This window comes from Bacteroides sp. 214 (genome assembly GCF_010501015.1).
GTDB lineage: Bacteria > Bacteroidota > Bacteroidia > Bacteroidales > Bacteroidaceae > Bacteroides.
Genome location: NZ_QVML01000026.1, coordinates 1 through 17,752, shown reverse-complemented (window position 1 = coordinate 17,752; position 17,752 = coordinate 1). Strand labels below are relative to the sequence as shown.

General features: G+C 41.3%; 13 protein-coding genes and 1 pseudogene. 7 read left to right on the top strand and 7 right to left on the bottom strand.

Annotated elements, in window-relative coordinates; genetic code table 11:
- Positions 1-252: 252 nt before the first annotated feature.
- From D0T50_RS13270 to D0T50_RS13240, 7 genes and pseudogenes are all read right to left on the bottom strand, one after another.
- On the bottom strand, positions 253-2,502 hold the full coding sequence (locus D0T50_RS13270; RefSeq protein WP_163224015.1) for a glycoside hydrolase family 3 N-terminal domain-containing protein: 2,250 nt from the start codon (positions 2,500-2,502) through the stop codon (positions 253-255).
- A gap of 14 nt (positions 2,503-2,516) precedes the next feature.
- Positions 2,517-2,762, bottom strand: a pseudogene (locus D0T50_RS13265) (glycoside hydrolase family 16 protein); the annotation flags it as partial.
- 214 nt (positions 2,763-2,976) lie between these two features.
- Positions 2,977-3,861 (bottom strand): hypothetical protein, encoded by an 885-nt coding sequence (locus D0T50_RS13260; RefSeq protein WP_163224014.1) that lies wholly within the window; start codon positions 3,859-3,861, stop codon positions 2,977-2,979.
- 26 nt (positions 3,862-3,887) lie between these two features.
- Positions 3,888-5,429 carry a RagB/SusD family nutrient uptake outer membrane protein gene (locus tag D0T50_RS13255; protein ID WP_163224013.1) on the bottom strand — a complete coding sequence of 514 codons (1,542 nt, stop codon included), beginning with the start codon at positions 5,427-5,429 and terminating at the stop codon, positions 3,888-3,890.
- A gap of 20 nt (positions 5,430-5,449) precedes the next feature.
- Positions 5,450-8,629 (bottom strand): TonB-dependent receptor, encoded by a 3,180-nt coding sequence (locus D0T50_RS13250; protein WP_163224012.1) that lies wholly within the window; start codon positions 8,627-8,629, stop codon positions 5,450-5,452.
- 258 nt (positions 8,630-8,887) lie between these two features.
- On the bottom strand, positions 8,888-11,785 hold the full coding sequence (locus D0T50_RS13245; RefSeq protein WP_203558250.1) for a transcriptional regulator: 2,898 nt from the start codon (positions 11,783-11,785) through the stop codon (positions 8,888-8,890).
- Positions 11,786-11,942: 157 nt separating this feature from the next.
- The gene (locus D0T50_RS13240) at positions 11,943-12,131 is read right to left on the bottom strand and encodes a PspC domain-containing protein (RefSeq protein ID WP_163224011.1); all 189 of its coding nucleotides are present in this window, start codon (positions 12,129-12,131) and stop codon (positions 11,943-11,945) included.
- A gap of 199 nt (positions 12,132-12,330) precedes the next feature.
- On the opposite strand from D0T50_RS13240, the gene D0T50_RS13235 reads away from it, so the two are divergent.
- The 7 genes from D0T50_RS13235 to folK are packed head-to-tail and all read left to right on the top strand — an operon-like array spanning position 12,331 to position 17,431.
- Positions 12,331-13,239 (top strand): methyltransferase domain-containing protein, encoded by a 909-nt coding sequence (locus D0T50_RS13235; protein WP_163224016.1) that lies wholly within the window; start codon positions 12,331-12,333, stop codon positions 13,237-13,239.
- Positions 13,229-14,113: an ABC transporter permease gene (locus D0T50_RS13230; RefSeq protein WP_163224010.1), complete on the top strand. Its 885-nt coding sequence runs from the start codon at positions 13,229-13,231 to the stop codon at positions 14,111-14,113. Before D0T50_RS13235 ends, D0T50_RS13230 begins: the two co-directional genes overlap by 11 nt.
- An 18-nt stretch (positions 14,114-14,131) precedes the next feature.
- Entirely contained in the window at positions 14,132-14,371 is a 240-nt protein-coding gene (locus tag D0T50_RS13225) for a DUF3098 domain-containing protein (protein ID WP_163224009.1), read from the top strand.
- A gap of 3 nt (positions 14,372-14,374) precedes the next feature.
- Positions 14,375-15,232: an undecaprenyl-diphosphate phosphatase gene (locus tag D0T50_RS13220; protein WP_163224008.1), complete on the top strand. Its 858-nt coding sequence runs from the start codon at positions 14,375-14,377 to the stop codon at positions 15,230-15,232.
- Positions 15,232-15,951, top strand: coding sequence for a tRNA pseudouridine(55) synthase TruB (gene truB, locus D0T50_RS13215; protein ID WP_163224007.1), 720 nt, complete (start codon positions 15,232-15,234; stop codon positions 15,949-15,951). The genes D0T50_RS13220 and truB overlap by 1 nt, the downstream gene beginning before the upstream one ends.
- Positions 15,948-17,003: a tRNA preQ1(34) S-adenosylmethionine ribosyltransferase-isomerase QueA gene (queA, locus tag D0T50_RS13210; RefSeq protein WP_163224006.1), complete on the top strand. Its 1,056-nt coding sequence runs from the start codon at positions 15,948-15,950 to the stop codon at positions 17,001-17,003. Before truB ends, queA begins: the two co-directional genes overlap by 4 nt.
- Positions 17,004-17,017: 14 nt before the next feature.
- The gene (folK, locus tag D0T50_RS13205; RefSeq protein WP_163224005.1) at positions 17,018-17,431 is read left to right on the top strand and encodes a 2-amino-4-hydroxy-6-hydroxymethyldihydropteridine diphosphokinase; all 414 of its coding nucleotides are present in this window, start codon (positions 17,018-17,020) and stop codon (positions 17,429-17,431) included.
- The last annotated feature ends 321 nt before the right edge of the window (positions 17,432-17,752 follow it).

Sequence of the window (17,752 nt, the reverse complement as noted above, 5' to 3'; positions counted from 1 at the left end):
ACTTAAAAGTTTCACTGTAGCGATGTTGTACGGTTTTATGCATAAATAAGAAAATATTATGCAGCAAAAAGGTGACAACCAAATCCCGTATAAGACACATTGAGACGACATTAAAGTGTATTTGAGACTAAATGACTATGTTATTCTTTCGCTATCAAAGTCGCTGAATATAAACCGAAAGCAACATCACTATTGGATACAACATAGGGGCTGCCCGATAAAAACCAGACAGCCCCTACTCCAAGAAAAGCACTAATCTATTACCTTAAACACTAACTCTTCACCACTTTGACTGTCTCCGGCAACCCATAATCCAAAGTCACCGGACTCTACAACCTTCATCATATCTATATTGTAGAAGGCCAGTTCACTAACAGGTAACTCGAAAGTCACGGTTTTCTTCTCACCCGGCTCTAAAGTAACGCGGGTAAAACGTTTGAGTTCTTTTACCGGGCGGGTAACCGAACCTATTTTATCTTGAACATAAAGCTGAGCAACCTCCGTAGCCGGATATTTACCACTGTTTTGCAAGTCGAACGATACGGTTAGTACATCATTCTTCTTTAGTGTAGCAGATGAAAGCTTAATATTCCCATAAGTAAATGTTGAATACGACAACCCATAACCGAACGGATAAAGCGGATCAAACCCGGCATCCAAATAGAACGAAGTATTACCCAATGAGGTTTGAGCAGCCTCAACCGGTATATTGTCGATCAATGTTTCTGTACGCGTAGCGGGACGACCCGAATTGTTATGTGCATAATACAAAGGTATCTGTCCGGTCATTTTGGGGAAAGTTACCGGAGTTTTACCGCTTGGCACTTCTTTGCCGAACAATAGGTCGGCAATAGCAGGACCACCCATCGTTCCTGGATGGAAATTATAAAGAACAGCAGCAGACAGTTCTGCCTCTTTACCAATAGTCAGCGGTCTTCCTGCCATCACCACAGTAACTACCGGTTTACCTGTTTTAGCCACAGCGGCAATCAGTTCCGACTGTGCACCTACGAGATTCAAATCGGCCAGACTATGTGCTTCGCCCGAAAGAATTGATTCTTCGCCTACAAAAGCAAGCACAACATCGGCACGTGCAGCCGCCGCAGCCGCTTTTGCTATCCCCGAAGCACTCTTATCACGACTATAAGCCAAACCGGGTTCGTAAATAACCTGTACGTTATCACCACACATTTCGCGGATAGCCATCAACGGGGTTTGCGTATGTGCCTTTTCGCCATCAAACACCCAAGTACCCATTTGCTCGTATGGAGCATCGGCCAGCGGACCAACAATCGCAACCGTTTTTACTTTAGAGGTTAAAGGCAGCGTTTCGTTATCATTCTTCAACAGAATAGCCGACTCTACAGCCGCTCTCTTTGCGGTAGCCAGATGCGATTCGGCATAAAGTACAGATGGTTTATCTTCTTCCAGATATGGATTATCAAAAAGTCCTAAACGGAATTTGATACGTAAGATGTTACGTACAGCGTTATCTATAGTCGATTGTTTTACTTTACCCTCTTTAATCAACTCCGGAAGATGACGGACAAAACTATAGCTTACCATTTCCATGTCTACACCCGCATTAACGGATTTCAATGCAGCTTCCTTAGAGTCGGCAGCGAAACCGTGGGCAATCATTTCGGTAGCCGAAGCCCAGTCGGTTACCACAAGCCCGTCAAATCCCCATTCATTACGAAGTACTTGTTTAAGTATGAAAGCATTCCCGGTGGAAGGAACACCATCGTTATCGTTAAAGGAAGTCATGTAGGTAGCAGCACCTGCACGGGCAGCAGCCTCAAATGGGGGAAGGTATACATTGCGCATTAAGCGCTCGGGAATAGAAGTAGAATTATAGTCGCGACCACCCTCGGCAGCTCCATATCCGACAAAGTGCTTCGGACAAGCTGCAATAGATGTCGGATTGTTCAGAGAATCGCCCTGAAATCCTTTCACCATGGCAGCTCCCATCACAGAAGTCAGGTAGGTATCTTCACCACATCCTTCGGCAATTCGTCCCCAGCGCGGGTCGCGGGCAATATCAATCATAGGGGCAAACGTCCAACGAATACCCACAGAAGATGATTCAATAGCGGCTACACGCGCACCTGCTTCGACAATCTCGGGATTGAAGGAAGCAGCCTGTCCCAATGGTATGGGAAATATTGTTTTAAATCCATGAATCACGTCGCGTGCAAAGATTATGGGAATTCCCAGACGAGACTCTTCCATGGCAACTCGTTGCAGTGCGTTTATCTTTTGAAGATCGGTCTCATTAAGAATTGATCCTATTTCTCCTTTTTTAATAAGACCGCTCATGTCTTCGATATTACCGAATGAACTGATTTGGTTCATTTGGCCGATTTTCTCTTGAAGCGTCATTTGAGAAAGGAGGTTATCTATTTTAGCTTCCAGTTTCTTGTCTTTAGTTTCCGTCCCAGTCGAGCAGGAAGCCAAAGCAAACAAAAGAAGGCAAGCAAATAGTACTTTTAATTTATTCATTGTCGTTTCTTTTTTTATTGTTTTTGATATACTCTTACATAGTCTACTTTCATTGTCACAGGCAAGGCTCCTTCATCTACACCGTTGTATCCACCCCAAGATCCGCCCCACGCCAGATTAAGTATTGGATAAAAAGCATACGTAAACGGCCATACACTTTTGCCTGTTCCTTCGTTGGTGAATGTCATCAATTCTGTTCCGTCAACAAAGAATTTCAGATAGTTGGGTGTCCACTCACAAGCGTAAACATGAAACTCCGATTCGGCTGTACCGATATTGCGGGATACCCTTTGGGAACAAATATGGTATGTTGTAATTCATCTCCGGTATTTTCCTGACGAGATTCACCAGATTGGCATCCAACACTATTTAGCAGAAGGAGTAGATAAATGACTCTTTGAAAGATCTTGTTCATATTTCGTTTTGAAAACGAACAGGTCGATATGCTTATCGACCTATTCTATTTTTATATGATTAATCTCTAGGTAAAGAAGTTAAATAATAGTGCCAGCTGATACCACCGGGTAAGAACACAATATGCATGTGTGTTTCGGTCAGTTCCAGAATCTTATATTTCCCACTATCTATAGCACCTGCATTTACAGCATAAGCCGGGAATGCATTATTTAGAATCAACCAATCTTCACCATCTTTTGTTTCGATAGCCCAAGAGGCTTCGGTAGAAGGAGTGTAATGAGTAGTTACAAACGAACTAGAAGAGTCTCCATCCGGAAATAATTCTGCTGTCGATTCATTCATAAACGATTTTCCTTTGTTATCCAAGAGAACTGTTTGTGTGGAGTTCAGGAAGAAAATCAAATCATCATCATAAAGAGCCGGGTCAAAGTCCCACGGACCGGGATTCCACCAATTATTTGAGGTGGCATCTTCAGCACCACAGCCAATATGCCCTGGCAGACTACCATCTATTCTCCAAACTTTACCTCCTTCGGCATCACAACCACCGGTCAGTTTCTGGAAAATTTCATTCTCACACACAGTAGGGTCTGTTTGCGACACAGTGAAACTAAAGGTTGCCGCTTCCGACATTCCTCCCGGGTTCATAACATTTACTGTTACCTCGTAAGTTCCCTCCCACAATATACGCTGCGAGAATTCATTACCCGTTTTACTTATACCTGCCTGAGCGGATTTAAAAACCCCAACACATTCGGGAGTAAGTATTTTGAAATGAAACAAATTGGGGTCAGTAGCATCTACTTTAATTTCAGCCTTTATATTTTCCACAGCTATTACTGGCGGAAGTCCCTTGTTACTATCTTCCTGCGGGTCACAAGATGTCATAGCAAACACTGTTATCAGTGCTAGAATACCCGACTTAACTATATTTTTCATCATGAATTTACTTTTAATGGTTATCACTATTATTTCCACTGACCGTTTTGTACCAATTCGTACTCAGATCCTTTCGTTTTTTCCATTTCTCCTTGAGGAATAGGCAAGTATTTCATCCAGTCCTCGAATGTACGAGTAGAATTGAAAGCCGGAGTATTTTCTGTTAATACAGCTGCAGCATCTCCCCAGCGTACCAAATCCCAGAAGCGCATACCTTCACCCAAGAATTCACGACGACGTTCAAGTTTAATATTCACATCTGTAGCAGGTATAGATTTGGCTTCGCCAAAGGCACGCTCACGAATCTTGTCGAAAGACTCTTGTGCACTAATTCCTTGTGCTTCTGCTTGTCCGTTCATTTTCACCAGTTCGACATAATTCAACAGTGTTTCGGCAAAACGGAAAATACGCAGGTTGTTACAGTAGTTCAAATCCGTATCGCCCGGAGGAGGGTTATATCCTACACGAGCAGCATATTTACGTTGGAATAATCCTGTACTTTGGAAACGAATAGCATAAGAACCTTCCGGCCATTTGTTGATAGAAGCATCACGACGAAGGTCACCACTTTCGTACATATCGTAAGCGCCTTGACGAACTGGTCCAAAACCCCATCCTCCTTTAAATACATCGTCAGGATCACTTAAATCGTTCGGAGAAATAAATGCAGGGAGATTAGTACCATATCCTTGCCAGCCTGTAGACCATGTTTTTCCTTCTGGCAATTGGTTGCTTTCGAAAATCGATTCTTTACAGAACTCGTTTTCATCCAACCACATTGCATCGAAATCTTCCATCAAAGCAAACTCACCGCTTTTGATAATCGTAGCCATATCATTAGTTACTTCTGCATAACGTGCCTGATCTTTCTGATACATAACCACACGTGCTTTCAGCATCAAAGCAGCTGCTTTTGTAACACGGCCAACATGTATATTTCCACTTGGATAACTCATCGGCAATCTATCTTCAGCACATGCGAAATCAATATCAGCCATAATCTTTGTATAGATCTCATCTGCTTTAAGCTGCGCTGTCATATAAGGAGGAGTCGTTAACGGCTCTTCAAAATAAGGAACATTACCAAAGAATTTCCATAGCAAATGTACATAGTATGCACGTAGGAAATGTGCCTCGGCTTTATATTGCTCTAGCTTATCAGTGTCTACATCTACCGCCTTTTCACAAGCAATAATAACATTATTACAACGTGCCAATCCGGTAAAATAAATACTCCAAAGGCCACTTAATGTTTCGGCTGATGTAGATGTAAATTGCGATAGCAAATAAAGTGTTCTTTGGTCGCCTGCGTCACCACCACCTTTATATAGGTCGTCTGAACGCAAATCAGACATCAATAATACCGCATTATAATTATTATCGGCGTAACTATCGAACAATAAAATCTGATAAGCTGATGCCAGGTTAGAAAGTATGGCGCCTTCAGTAGCTGCACCACCTGCTTCTTGCTTCTCGGTTGAAGAAGCCGTAAGGAAGTCATCTCCGCAGGAAGTCGTGAGAAGCGCTCCTGCCAGAACCACCACTAATGTAACTAATTTATATCTTTTCATAATTGTATTCTTTTAAGTATTTAGAAAGTAATGTTTGCACCGAGAGAAATTGTTCTAGCTTGTGGATAGATACCACGATCTATACCAATGGTGGTATAACCACCCGAAGCAACTTCAGGATCAAATCCATCGTATCCGGTGATTGTTAACAGATTCTCTGCCAAAACAAAGATTCTAAGTTTTTGGATAGACGCTTTCTTTGTCCATACAGAAGGCAATGTATAGCCTAGCTGAGCTGTTTTTAAACGTAGGTAAGTACCATCTTTAACATACAAATCGGAAGAACGCCAATTGCTGTTTGGATTTGCATTCGTCATACGAGGAATACTATTTGAAGTACCTTCGCCAATCCAACGATCCAAAATCCATGTCGGACGATTCATGGCAGGGATATCACCACGTTGTGAGAAATCAAAAATATCATTTCCGGCTGTTCCTTGGAAGAAGAGATTCAGATCGAAACCTTTCCAGTCGGCACCAAGCGTAACACCAAACGTCCAGTCGGGCATACCTTTACCAATTTTGGTTTTGTCATTATCGTCGAGTACATCGTCGTTGTTAAAGTTCACGAAACGTACATCACCGGGTTGTGCACTTGGTTGCAGCTTTTCACCTTTAGAGTTTACATGTGCATCAATCTCGGCCTGGTTCTGGAAAATACCATCTGTTTTGAACCCGTAGAAATAAGGCCAAACTTTACCATTACTACCTTTTACATAACTACCTACACCTGCGGCTCCTGCATTTTCATAGGTCGCTTCACCCGATGCATTACCCAAACGAATCAGTTTATTTCTCAAATAAGAAGCATTGGCAGATATATTATAGTTAAAGTCGCCAATAGAGTGTTTCCAACCCAATTCAAATTCAAGTCCCCAGTTTTCCATATCACCCACATTACCGATAGGAGCACTTTGTCCTACATAACTTGGAGTAGGTTGATCCATTAACATTCCATTCGTTTTCTTTTTAAAGTAGTCAAAGCTGAAACTCAACGCATTGCGGAAGAATTTGGCATCGAAACCTATATCTGTCTGTTCTGACTCTTCCCATTTTACATTTGGGTTAGGAATAGCTGCAGGAGAAGTTCCATACTGCATAGTTCCGCTCTTACTACCATCACTTACCACGTAACCACCACCAAAATAGTAGTTTTGTCCACCATCCATCAATGATGTATAACGGAAGTTACCAATGTTTTCGTTACCATTTTTACCCCAACTGAAACGTATTTTAAATGAATCGAACCATTCAGGACGACGATCAATAAGATAAGGTTCGTTCAACACATTCCAACCTAAAGAAACAGCAGGAAATGTAGCCCACTTGTGGTCGGGACCGAAACGCGAAGAACCATCGCGACGAAGTGTAGCCTGAACCATATAACGTTCATCAAAGTTATAGTCAATACGTCCGAAATAAGAAGCCAGTGCAATAAAGTTATATCCATCCGTACCACCATAAACACGCTCGTCATCGCGATCGGCAATTGCCGAGTTTATGTTTGCTTTACCCGGATCTGTTTCCAATAAGTCATAATCGCTACCACCTAATTGACGACGGGTATATTTCTGTGCCGATTGTCCTAATACAATGCCCACATTATGCTTTTCGAAGAATGTTTTATTATAAGACAGTATATTTTCTACCTGCCACTTATACCCGCGATTCATTTCACTCCATACAGAGCTTTGCTTTTGGTCTTTACCCTGAGTCGCCAGAAAGAAAGGAAACTCATAACCATCTTTTCCCCAGAACGCGAGGTCAAAGCCATAGCTACTCTTGATTTTCAGGCCAGGGAGTAAATCCATTTCTGCCCAAAATGAACCTACGATTTTATCTTCATTATTCTTTTCAGATCTCGGCTGATTTAACAGAGCTACCGGATTAGCCAACTCCTGGAATCCACTTGGTGGAATAGAAAATACTCTACCGTTTTTATCGGTTACAGCATAGGGGTATTTTGCCAGAATATCTTTAGCAGTTGCCTCATCTGCATATACCGGAACCAGAGGATTGAATGTCAAAGCACTACCCAGGATTGAACCATATTCAGAGTTTGCTTCGATACTTGTGTTCTTACCTCTTGAATAACCAATATTCAAGCCTACTCTTACTTTGTTCAGATAGTTACGGTCTGCAGCTTCAAATACATCATAAGTAGTATTTGAGCGGAAACTCCAACGGTCATAGTTGGATTTGCCATAATCACCACCTACAATACCATCTTGGCTATAATAACCGAGAGAGAGAAAATACTGCATTTTTTCACTACCACCATTAATACTTAACTGATGGTTTTGTATAGGAGCATCATAGTTAAATGTTTCCTCCTGCCAATCGGTACCTCTACCAGATGCAGCAATCTCGGCCTGCGAATAACGTGGAGCATTACCATCATTTACAAGACCTTCATTTATAATTGTCATATACTGCTTTGCATCAAGTACAGCTTTCTTTTTCCATGGATTCTGCCAACCGTAACTAAAGTCATAGTTTATAGTTGTTTTGCCTTTCGTGCCATTTTTTGTTGTTACCAATATAACACCATTTGCAGCACGAGCACCATAGATGGCAGCCGAAGCAGCATCTTTTAGGATTTCAACAGACTGAATATCAATAGGATTCAGATAAGTAATACCTCCATCGACAGCCATACCGTCTACAATATACAAAGGATCACTGTTATTTACCGTACCGATACCACGGATACGTACTTTGGAATCTGATCCGGGCTGTCCGGAACTTTGTGTAATTTGAACCCCCGACACTTTACCTTTCAGTGCATCTTCTACGCGTGAAGGTTTAGCTGCATTCAAATCATCGGCAGTAACACGGCTGATAGCAGCTGTTACCACACTCTTCTTTTGCACACCGTAGCCAATAACCACTACTTCGTCCAGTGCTTCAGCATCTTCTTCCAGTATAATGCGGAGCGAGTTGTTTCCTTTTACAGAAACTTCCTGAGGTTTGTATCCTATATAAGATACGGTTAAAACTGCATCGGAGGGAACTGTCAATGTAAAATTACCGTCAACATTGGTTATAGTACCATTGGTCGTACCTTTCTCCAACACATTTACTCCAGGCAAAGGTTCATTGTCCTGCCCGCCTACGATTACACCCTGTATTTGTATGCTTTGCGAAAATACAGTAAGTGTAACCCCTAAAAGAAATAAAATAGAGAATAACTTCTTCATAAGTTTTAATAATTAAGATTAACGACTTGTTCATTTTGAACAGTGCAAACATAGGGGTTCGAAAGGTATTTTAGAGAAATTTCACCTATTCACGAATACGCTAATTCAGAAATTTTAATACGCCAACAATACGTCATTTCTAAATAACAATCTGTATATCAAATATATAACTATACGCACAGCAAACACGTCAAATATGCTAAATAACATAAAAACAAAAAAAGAAGCCGGATAAAACGCTCCACTGCCGATTTGAAGTTAAAAATTAGAATTGAGAAAATCTATCAGACTATCCTCGCGTTCGAGTAGTAGTTTCTTACGAATACGATAACGTATAGTCTCTACGCCACGGACAGAGATATTCAGAAGCGGAGCAATTTCTTTAGAAGAAAGGTTCATCTTTATATAAGCGCACATCATCCGCTCATTAAGAGATAAATCCGGATGTTTTTCCTGTAAGCGTTTCATGAAATTGTTGTGTACCAGGTCGAACTGTTCTTCAATGCGCTTCAACACATCGTCCGATTTGATATTCGAATCTATTTTGTTGCTTACAAGCAATAACAACTGCTTTATATCTTTCCCTCCACTGGTCTTCGAGGCAGAAATTACCTTAAACAAATCGGATTTGATTTCTGTAAGAATTTCGTTCTTACGCACAAAGTTTATCATTAGGTTAGCCATTTCCTGGCTCTTATATTGGAGGTCGTGTTCCAGTTTATCTTTCTCCAGCTGAATGATTTGTCGTTCTTTACGTGCATTCTCCTTTTCAAACTCTTTTTCTTTCTCCTGCAGCTCTTTATCTTTCTCGATTACGGCCTGTTGCTTTTTACGTTTCACACGTACGTCATCCCACTTATACACGTACCACATCAACAGGGCAAACAATAAAAGATAAAAAATATAGGCTACATGGGTACGATACCATGGCGGAAGAATATAAAATGCAAATGTATCCGTAGCCGACATAGCGTCTGCAAAGACCGCTTTTACTTCAAAGACATGGTTGCCTTCGGGTAGGTTGCTGTACTCTTTAAGGGTGGATTTTGTAAAGTCCGACCAATTGTCATCGTTTAACCGGTATTGATAACTTACCTCCTCACCATGCGCAAAAGAGGTTATCCCATACTCAAAGCGTATAGCATTATGCGAATACGAGAGTTCGGGCTTTGTTTTTTCGTTCAGGAAGTTATCGGTATAAATCAACGAATCTTTGGGATAGGAAATAAATGCATTACGAATATGAATTGCTTTATTATAGTCTTTACGTGATCTTTGCGACGGAATCCGGGCTAAAGCAAAGCCATTGTCATTAGGGATAACGATTAGCGAATCGGAAAGTGGAATCAGCGTTTCAGCACCCCGCACTAACTCAACGGCAGCCATATCTATTGGTAGAATATGGGTAGATGCGCCTTGTTTATAGGTTATCATATTTGAGATACAAATCTCTTGCCGGTTCAATCCTAGAAGGTGCCCTTTGTACTCTTTAATGGAGTAGTAAGAACTCGTCCCATTCAGACGGCTATTGATATCTTCCGAATATTCCATACGTTTGCTATAGTGATTGTATTCGTAGATGCCATCCTGTGTAGAGAAATAGACTTTACTACCAATCTTATGCAAACGAATCTTTTTATCAGAAGGTAGACCATCTTCAACGTCAAAAAGAGTTTCTTTTACCACTCTGGTCAACGTTGGATCAAGCTCTATACGCAGGCAACGGTTCTGGTCGGACATCCAAAGTACTTGTGCCGACTCTTGTTCAAAAAAGCGGAATGAGTTTGTTGTTCCGGATATACGATGAAGGACTTTCCACTCACCGGATTTTTTTTCTAATAGATATAATCCATCATAAATTCCCACATACATCCGGTTCTCCATACCCATAACCAATTGCCCTGTCCAGGCTCCTGCTATTTGTCCTACCCGCTTCAATGAGAGTCCGTCGACAAGAAATACACCCCTATCATGCATACAGAAAACGTCATCGCCTATTTTAATCAGGCTCCACACCTGTCCGCTACTATGGGGAATGGGATGAATATCAGGACGATCTGCGTTCAGAGTAACCGGATATTTGGTATAATATAATCCGCGATTGGTAGCCAGATAGAGATATTCATTATCCAACAAAGCATCGTATCCGGTGCCATAAGAGTGCGGATAAGTATATAGATTCGTTAATGGCGAGCTCAGACAAACGTAATCTATCCCATTGTCCAGCCCTGCCCATAAGTTACCATACGAATCAAAGGCAACTGATAAAACGGTATTGTTTTGCAGTCCGTTGTTTTCATTGAAGTATTTTACTTCCAGAGTAGAGCGGTCGACCATTACAATTCCTTTATGAACGGTACCCAATGCAATCAGATCGCCGGATGTCGCCACACAGAACACCTCATTTTCCGAGAGAAACTCTTCTACACCGGTTTTATAGGGAACACACAGATCGCCATCGCAATGAAACAGTCCATCATAAGCCGTTACAACAATAACCCCTGTGTTGTGAGGTATGATACCACGAATTCTTTTCGTCATCAAACGTTCGGCACCTCGCAAAGGGAAAAACGTATTGCCAATCAAGACCATAACACCTTTGTCCGTACCAACATACAACACCCCTTTTACCATATCGGAACAGTCGATCTTACATTCGGCATCTATGACGGTAAATTTGCCATTGAGGTATTTAATCACACGGTTATCGCCTTGTATATAAAGAATATTATCGGTTTCATGGATTCCCCAGATATTCCCAATGGCTCGCTCTTCCACTGAAATAGAATCGGAAAGACAAATGTAATCTAGCATTCCATCCTCACCGGGCTCAAAATACCCGAACTCACCAATACCTCCTACATAGATACGTTTTTGAGCAATAGAGGGCAAGACGGAGCGTACATCAGAGTCGTTGTTCAGTGGGAAAACGCTCCAATTGTTTCCATCATACTGCAACATACCATTCTGATTAGCGAAGTATGCCCAGTTATCTTTATAAAAATTAATCCCCCAGGTTTGAGAACCTTTACCATACTGACTTTTATTATAGTTTACAATAAAACTGTTCCAATCGGCAGGTAAGCAAATGATAGGAAAGCATACTCCCAGCAACAATATGCTTAGACGAGAAAGAAAGGTAGACTGTGAACTCATTCGTATTAGAAATAATTTTATACGATAAAGATATAAGCTAAAAATGAAATAGCATAAATTCTTTCTCTTTTTTTGCTTCAAAGTTTCCGGATACAAAAAAGCCGCACAACAGAACGCTCTCTGTGTGCGGCTTATCTTGTATTTACAATATTAATACTTAGCCCTTATTAGGCATAACAATCCAAAGGATGATATAAATCAGTACTCCTGCAAAAGCGGTGAAGATACTTAACAATGCATACGCTAAGCGAGTAATTGTATAATCAAATCCAAAGTATTCGGCTAAACCGCCACATACGCCTGCAATAACCTTATTGCTCGACTTTGTTAATTTCTTATCTGCCATATTATTTATATATTTTAAGGCAAAAATACAATATTAAATCTACATATACAAATGGCAGATGAATTTCTCACGCGTACCTATATTATTAAAAGACCTTAAAGGAAAGGATATACGTCGCTTTTTATTTGTTTCTTTGCACCAAATTTGGGTAAATAGTGCCTTTACTGATGAGGCAAAAAGTATTGTTAGAGAAAAAGAAATGGATATACTCAAGATAAATGCTTGTCCACTGTGTGAGGGAACACAGCTTGCGTACGTGATGACTTGCACGGACTGCTATGCTACAGGCGAAAAATTTGAGATATACCAATGTAACAATTGCGGATTTACCTTCACTCAAAACACTCCAAGCGGAAAAGAGATAGACAAATACTACCACGCCGCCAATTACATTTCGCATACTGACACAAAGAAAGGGTTGATGAACTCCATCTATCACCGTGTGCGTAAGCGGATGCTAAAAGAAAAAGTACGGTTGGTAATGAAAGCATCGCACCGAAAAAGAGGTAAGCTGCTTGATATCGGTACCGGAACAGGCTATTTTGCCAACGCCATGCGAAAAGAGACATGGAAGGTAGATGCAATAGAGAAAAACGAAGAAGCCCGTTCCTTTGCTAAAGAGCAATTCCGACTCAACGTGAAAGACGAAAAGGCTTTAGATGAGCTTGCCGCCGGAAGCTATGACGTTATTACCTTGTGGCATGTATTGGAGCATCTTGAAAAATTGGAACATACATGGACGCGTCTCAATGAATTGCTTACAGATAAGGGTATTCTTATCATTGCCGTTCCTAACTACTCCTCTTACGACGCAAAGAAATATAAAGCGAACTGGGCAGCATATGATGTACCCCGCCACATCTGGCACTTCACACCGGCTACCATGCAACGATTTGGAATAAAGCACGGCTTCATCATGGCAGCTCATTACCCGATGCCATTCGATGCGTTCTATGTTTCTATGTTAAGCGAAAAGAACACCGGAAGCAAACTTTCATTCCTAAAAGGAGCTTATACAGGAACCATTGCATGGTTTCATTCCTTGGTAAAGAAAGAGAAGAGCAGCTCCATTATTTATATCTTTAGAAAGAAGCAAGATGAAAAATAAACATAAGAGCAGCAACGCACCTTCTTTTTTTGATATGCAGTTTATTACCTCAACTATTAGCACAATGATGGTATTATTACTGCTGGGGTTGGTGGTGTTCTCTATTCTCGCTGCTGATAACCTCTCTACCTTTGTACGCGAAAGTTTCTCGTTCGAGATCGTTATCAGTGATAACATGAAAGAAGCGGATATCCTGATGTTACAAAAGAAACTCAGCAAAGAGTCGTTTGTAAAAGAGGCTGTTTACATATCCAAACAAGCCGCATTGGAAGAGCACATTAAAGATCTGGGAACAGACCCACGCGAATTTCTTGGTACTAACCCATTCAAATCTTCTATTGAGATTAAGTTGAGATCCGAATATGCCAATACAGATAGCATTGCCAAGATAGAAAGTTCTATCAGAAAAAACATTAATATACAAGAGGTAGAATATCGCAAAGAGTTGATCGACGCGGTAAACAGCAACTTACAAACCATCAGTTTGGTATTGCTGGGACTGGCAGCCGTGCTTACTCTTATCTCTTTTGCACTGATAAACAACACCATCCGGTTGACGATTTATTCCAAGCGCTTCCTTATTCATACCATGAAATTAGTAGGAGCCAGTTGGGGATTTATTCGTAAACCGTTTATTGCCCGCAATGTATGGAGTGGTGTATTGGCAGCTTTCCTCGCAAATACTATATTAATAGGTGTGGCTTATTGGTTGATTGATTCCGAACCTGATTTAATCCGCGTGATTACTCCGCATACAATACTTATTGTTATGGGAGCTGTGTTGGGATTCGGCATTATCATTACCTCCTTTTGCGCATATATTTCGCTCAACAAGTACCTGCGAATGAAAGCCAACACCTTATATTATATATAACATTAAAAAAACAAAGATATGGACAAACCCCAATTTGCCTTTACTAAAAAGAACTACATTCTGGTTGCGATTGGAATGGCAGTGGTTATTATCGGCTTTCTCCTGATGACCGGCCCTGTTTCTACCGAAACAGCTTTTGAACCGGATATTTTCAGCGCACGAAGAATCAAAGTAGCACCAGCCGTGTGCTTTTTCGGATTCTTATTTGTAATCTATGCTATTATGTACAAACCCAAAAGCAAGGAGGAGAAGAAGTAAACAATGGGAGATTTATCAACACTCGAAACAATCATTATCGCCATTGTAGAGGGACTAACCGAGTTTTTGCCTGTTTCGTCGACAGGACACATGATTATTACACAAAACATTCTTGGCGTAGAGAGCACCGAATTTGTAAAAGCATTTACGGTTATTATTCAGTTTGGCGCTATCCTTTCGGTAGTGTGCCTATATTGGAAACGCTTCTTCAAACTCAACCACGTGGGTAAAGCCGAAAGTGAATTTCCACCGTTGAAACGCTTTCTTTATAAGTTTGATTTCTACTGGAAATTGTTAGTAGCCTTTATACCCGCTGCCGTGTTGGGTCTGCTCTTTAGCGACAAGATTGACGACTTGCTGGAAAATGTAACCGTAGTTGCGGTAATGTTGGTACTGGGAGGTATCTTCATGCTCTTCTGCGATAAGATATTTGCCAATGGAGAAGAAGGTATGGAGCTAACAGAAAAGAAAGCTTTCAACATTGGCTTGTTCCAATGCATTGCCATGATACCGGGCGTTTCTCGTTCTATGGCAACCATCGTGGGTGGTATGTCGCAAAAGATGACGCGCAAAGCTGCGGCAGAGTTCTCATTCTTCCTTGCTGTGCCGACAATGTTTGCTGCTACAGGCTATAAAATATTGAAACTTTTCATTAGCGGAGGTACGGAGATTTTGATAAATAATATGTCGGCACTCATCATTGGCAATGTGGTTGCTTTCATTGTAGCATTGCTGGCTATCAAGTTCTTTATCAGTTTCGTGACCAAATATGGTTTTAAGTTCTTTGGTTACTACCGCATTGTAATAGGAGGTATCATCTTGGTGATGTTGGCACTTGGTTATAACTTGGAGATAGGCTGATGAACTTTATAGAAGGAGAAATTCTTTATTTCAATAAGCCGTTGCATTGGACCTCGTTTGACCTTGTGGGCAAGGTGCGTTACCAGTTGAGCCGGAAATTGAACGTAAAGAAACTAAAAGTAGGACATGCAGGAACACTCGATCCGTTGGCTACCGGCGTAATGATTATTTGCACTGGAAGAGCCACAAAACGCATCGAGGAGTTTCAGTATCAAACAAAAGAATACGTCGCCACCATACAGTTGGGCGCTACCACACCGTCGTACGACTTAGAACACGAGATAGATGCAACCTATCCGTGGAAACACATCACGAAGGATTTGGTAGAAGAGACATTAAAAACATTTATTGGCGAGATACAACAGATACCGCCCGCCTTCTCGGCGTGTAAAATTGACGGGAAGCGAGCATACGACCTCGCTCGTAAGGGTAAAGAGGTGAAGTTGGAGCCAAAACTGTTGGTGATTGATGAGATTGAATTGCTCACATGCGACCTACCCGAGATTAAAATCCGTGTAGTATGCAGCAAAGGAACCTATATTCGGGCATTAGCGCGAGACATTGGCGAAGCACTCAACAGTGGCGCGCATCTCACAGCATTAGAACGCACCCGAATCGGTGAGATTACAACAGCCGATTGCCTCGATTATAACAATTTTGTGCAATGGCTGCAAGAACAAGAAATCGATGAAAATAATATAATACAAGAGGAAAAATGAAACTGTCACAATTTAAGTTTAAGCTCCCTGAGGAGCGAATTGCTTTGCATCCGACAAAGTACAGAGATGAGTCTCGCTTAATGGTTGTTCACCGCAAAAGTGGCGAAATAGAACACAAAGTATTCAAAGATATACTGAACTATTTCGATGAAGGAGATATCTTTATCTTTAATGATACCAAAGTTTTTCCTGCCCGTTTATACGGCAACAAAGAAAAAACCGGTGCACGAATTGAGGTATTCTTGTTGCGCGAATTAAACGAAGAGCTTCGTTTGTGGGATGTATTGGTAGACCCTGCCCGCAAAATTCGTATTGGAAACAAACTATACTTTGGCGAAGACGAATCAATGGTAGCAGAGGTTATTGACAATACCACCTCACGTGGAAGAACATTGCGTTTCTTATATGACGGGCCGCACGATGAGTTCAAGAACGCGCTTTATGCATTGGGCGAAACGCCACTGCCACACTCCATCCTTAATCGTCCGGTTGAACCCGAAGATTCGGAACGCTTCCAGTCTATCTTTGCTCGCAACGAAGGAGCTGTAACCGCTCCTACCGCCAACTTGCACTTTAGCCGCGAGTTGCTGAAACGTTTGGAGATAAAGGGAATAGACTTTGCGTTTGTAACCCTACATGCCGGATTAGGTAATTTCCGTGAGATTGATGTGGAAGACCTTACCAAGCATAAGATGGATTCGGAACAGATGATTGTATCGCCCGAAACTGTGAATATTGTAAATAAAGGTAAAGACAACAACAGAAACGTTTGTGCTGTTGGAACAACCGTGATGCGTGCTATTGAAAGTACAGTAAGCACCGACGGACATTTGAAACCTTACGATGGCTGGACAAACAAATTCATCTTCCCACCGTATGACTTTACAGTAGCCAATAGCATGATTGCCAATTTCCAGATGCCACAATCTACCTTACTGATGATTACTGCTGCCTTTGGAGGTTACGACTTAATCATGAACGCATACGAAGTTGCCATAAAGGAAGAGTACCGTTTCGGTACCTATGGCGATGCTATGTTGATTGTTGACTAATTCAAACAAAGCTCATGGCAAAGGTTTATCTAGGTTTAGGTACCAATCTTGGCAATAAAGATGCCAACCTGCGCCATGCTGTGCAACAAATAGAAAGCCAGATAGGAGAAATTATTTCCCTATCTGGCTTTTATGCAACAGAGCCGTGGGGTTTTGAATCGCCCAACAGCTTTCTAAATGCAGTGGTTTGCATTGAAACTACCCTCCCTCCCCGCTCCTTACTTACAGCCACACAACAAATAGAAAAAGTACTCGGTCGGAAAACAAAAACCCAACAAACCTACACCGACCGCATCATCGACATAGACATTCTATTGTATGATAACCTCGTTATCAACGAACCCGATCTTGTTATACCCCATCCGCTTATGACTACGCGCGACTTTGTAATGAAACCCCTCGCCGAGATAGCACCCGAACTAGTATAACATCACCCCCTCGCCGCCTATTCCATTTATCGTCTAATCCACTTTGTTCTTCTGCTTTTTGAAGTTCAAATCTACCTTTTTAAATGTGTCATTTTCTACTCTTCACAACTGTGATGATATCTCTTCACATATGTGATGATATATCGGCACAACTGTGAAGAGATATCATCACAGTTGTGAAGAGATAAAAGGTGCTGTTTGAAAAGCACAAAAGAAGTGTGACAATGACTTATACTGAAAGTGGTTGTCAGTTTTTACTGCTTGTTACTAAAAAGGTTGTCGCAATATATCTTTTCATTCTAAAAAGGTTGTCATTCATAT

Coding starts and splice junctions, on each gene's coding strand:
- D0T50_RS13225 (WP_163224009.1), top strand. CDS start 14,132: ATGGACAAACCCCAATTTGCCTTTACTAAAAAGAACTACATTCTGGTT.
- D0T50_RS13270 (WP_163224015.1), bottom strand. CDS start 2,502: ATGAATAAATTAAAAGTACTATTTGCTTGCCTTCTTTTGTTTGCTTTG.
- folK (WP_163224005.1), top strand. CDS start 17,018: ATGGCAAAGGTTTATCTAGGTTTAGGTACCAATCTTGGCAATAAAGAT.
- D0T50_RS13250 (WP_163224012.1), bottom strand. CDS start 8,629: ATGAAGAAGTTATTCTCTATTTTATTTCTTTTAGGGGTTACACTTACT.
- D0T50_RS13235 (WP_163224016.1), top strand. CDS start 12,331: ATGGATATACTCAAGATAAATGCTTGTCCACTGTGTGAGGGAACACAG.
- D0T50_RS13255 (WP_163224013.1), bottom strand. CDS start 5,429: ATGAAAAGATATAAATTAGTTACATTAGTGGTGGTTCTGGCAGGAGCG.
- D0T50_RS13220 (WP_163224008.1), top strand. CDS start 14,375: ATGGGAGATTTATCAACACTCGAAACAATCATTATCGCCATTGTAGAG.
- D0T50_RS13245 (WP_203558250.1), bottom strand. CDS start 11,785: ATGAGTTCACAGTCTACCTTTCTTTCTCGTCTAAGCATATTGTTGCTG.
- D0T50_RS13240 (WP_163224011.1), bottom strand. CDS start 12,131: ATGGCAGATAAGAAATTAACAAAGTCGAGCAATAAGGTTATTGCAGGC.
- D0T50_RS13230 (WP_163224010.1), top strand. CDS start 13,229: ATGAAAAATAAACATAAGAGCAGCAACGCACCTTCTTTTTTTGATATG.
- D0T50_RS13260 (WP_163224014.1), bottom strand. CDS start 3,861: ATGATGAAAAATATAGTTAAGTCGGGTATTCTAGCACTGATAACAGTG.
- truB (WP_163224007.1), top strand. CDS start 15,232: ATGAACTTTATAGAAGGAGAAATTCTTTATTTCAATAAGCCGTTGCAT.
- queA (WP_163224006.1), top strand. CDS start 15,948: ATGAAACTGTCACAATTTAAGTTTAAGCTCCCTGAGGAGCGAATTGCT.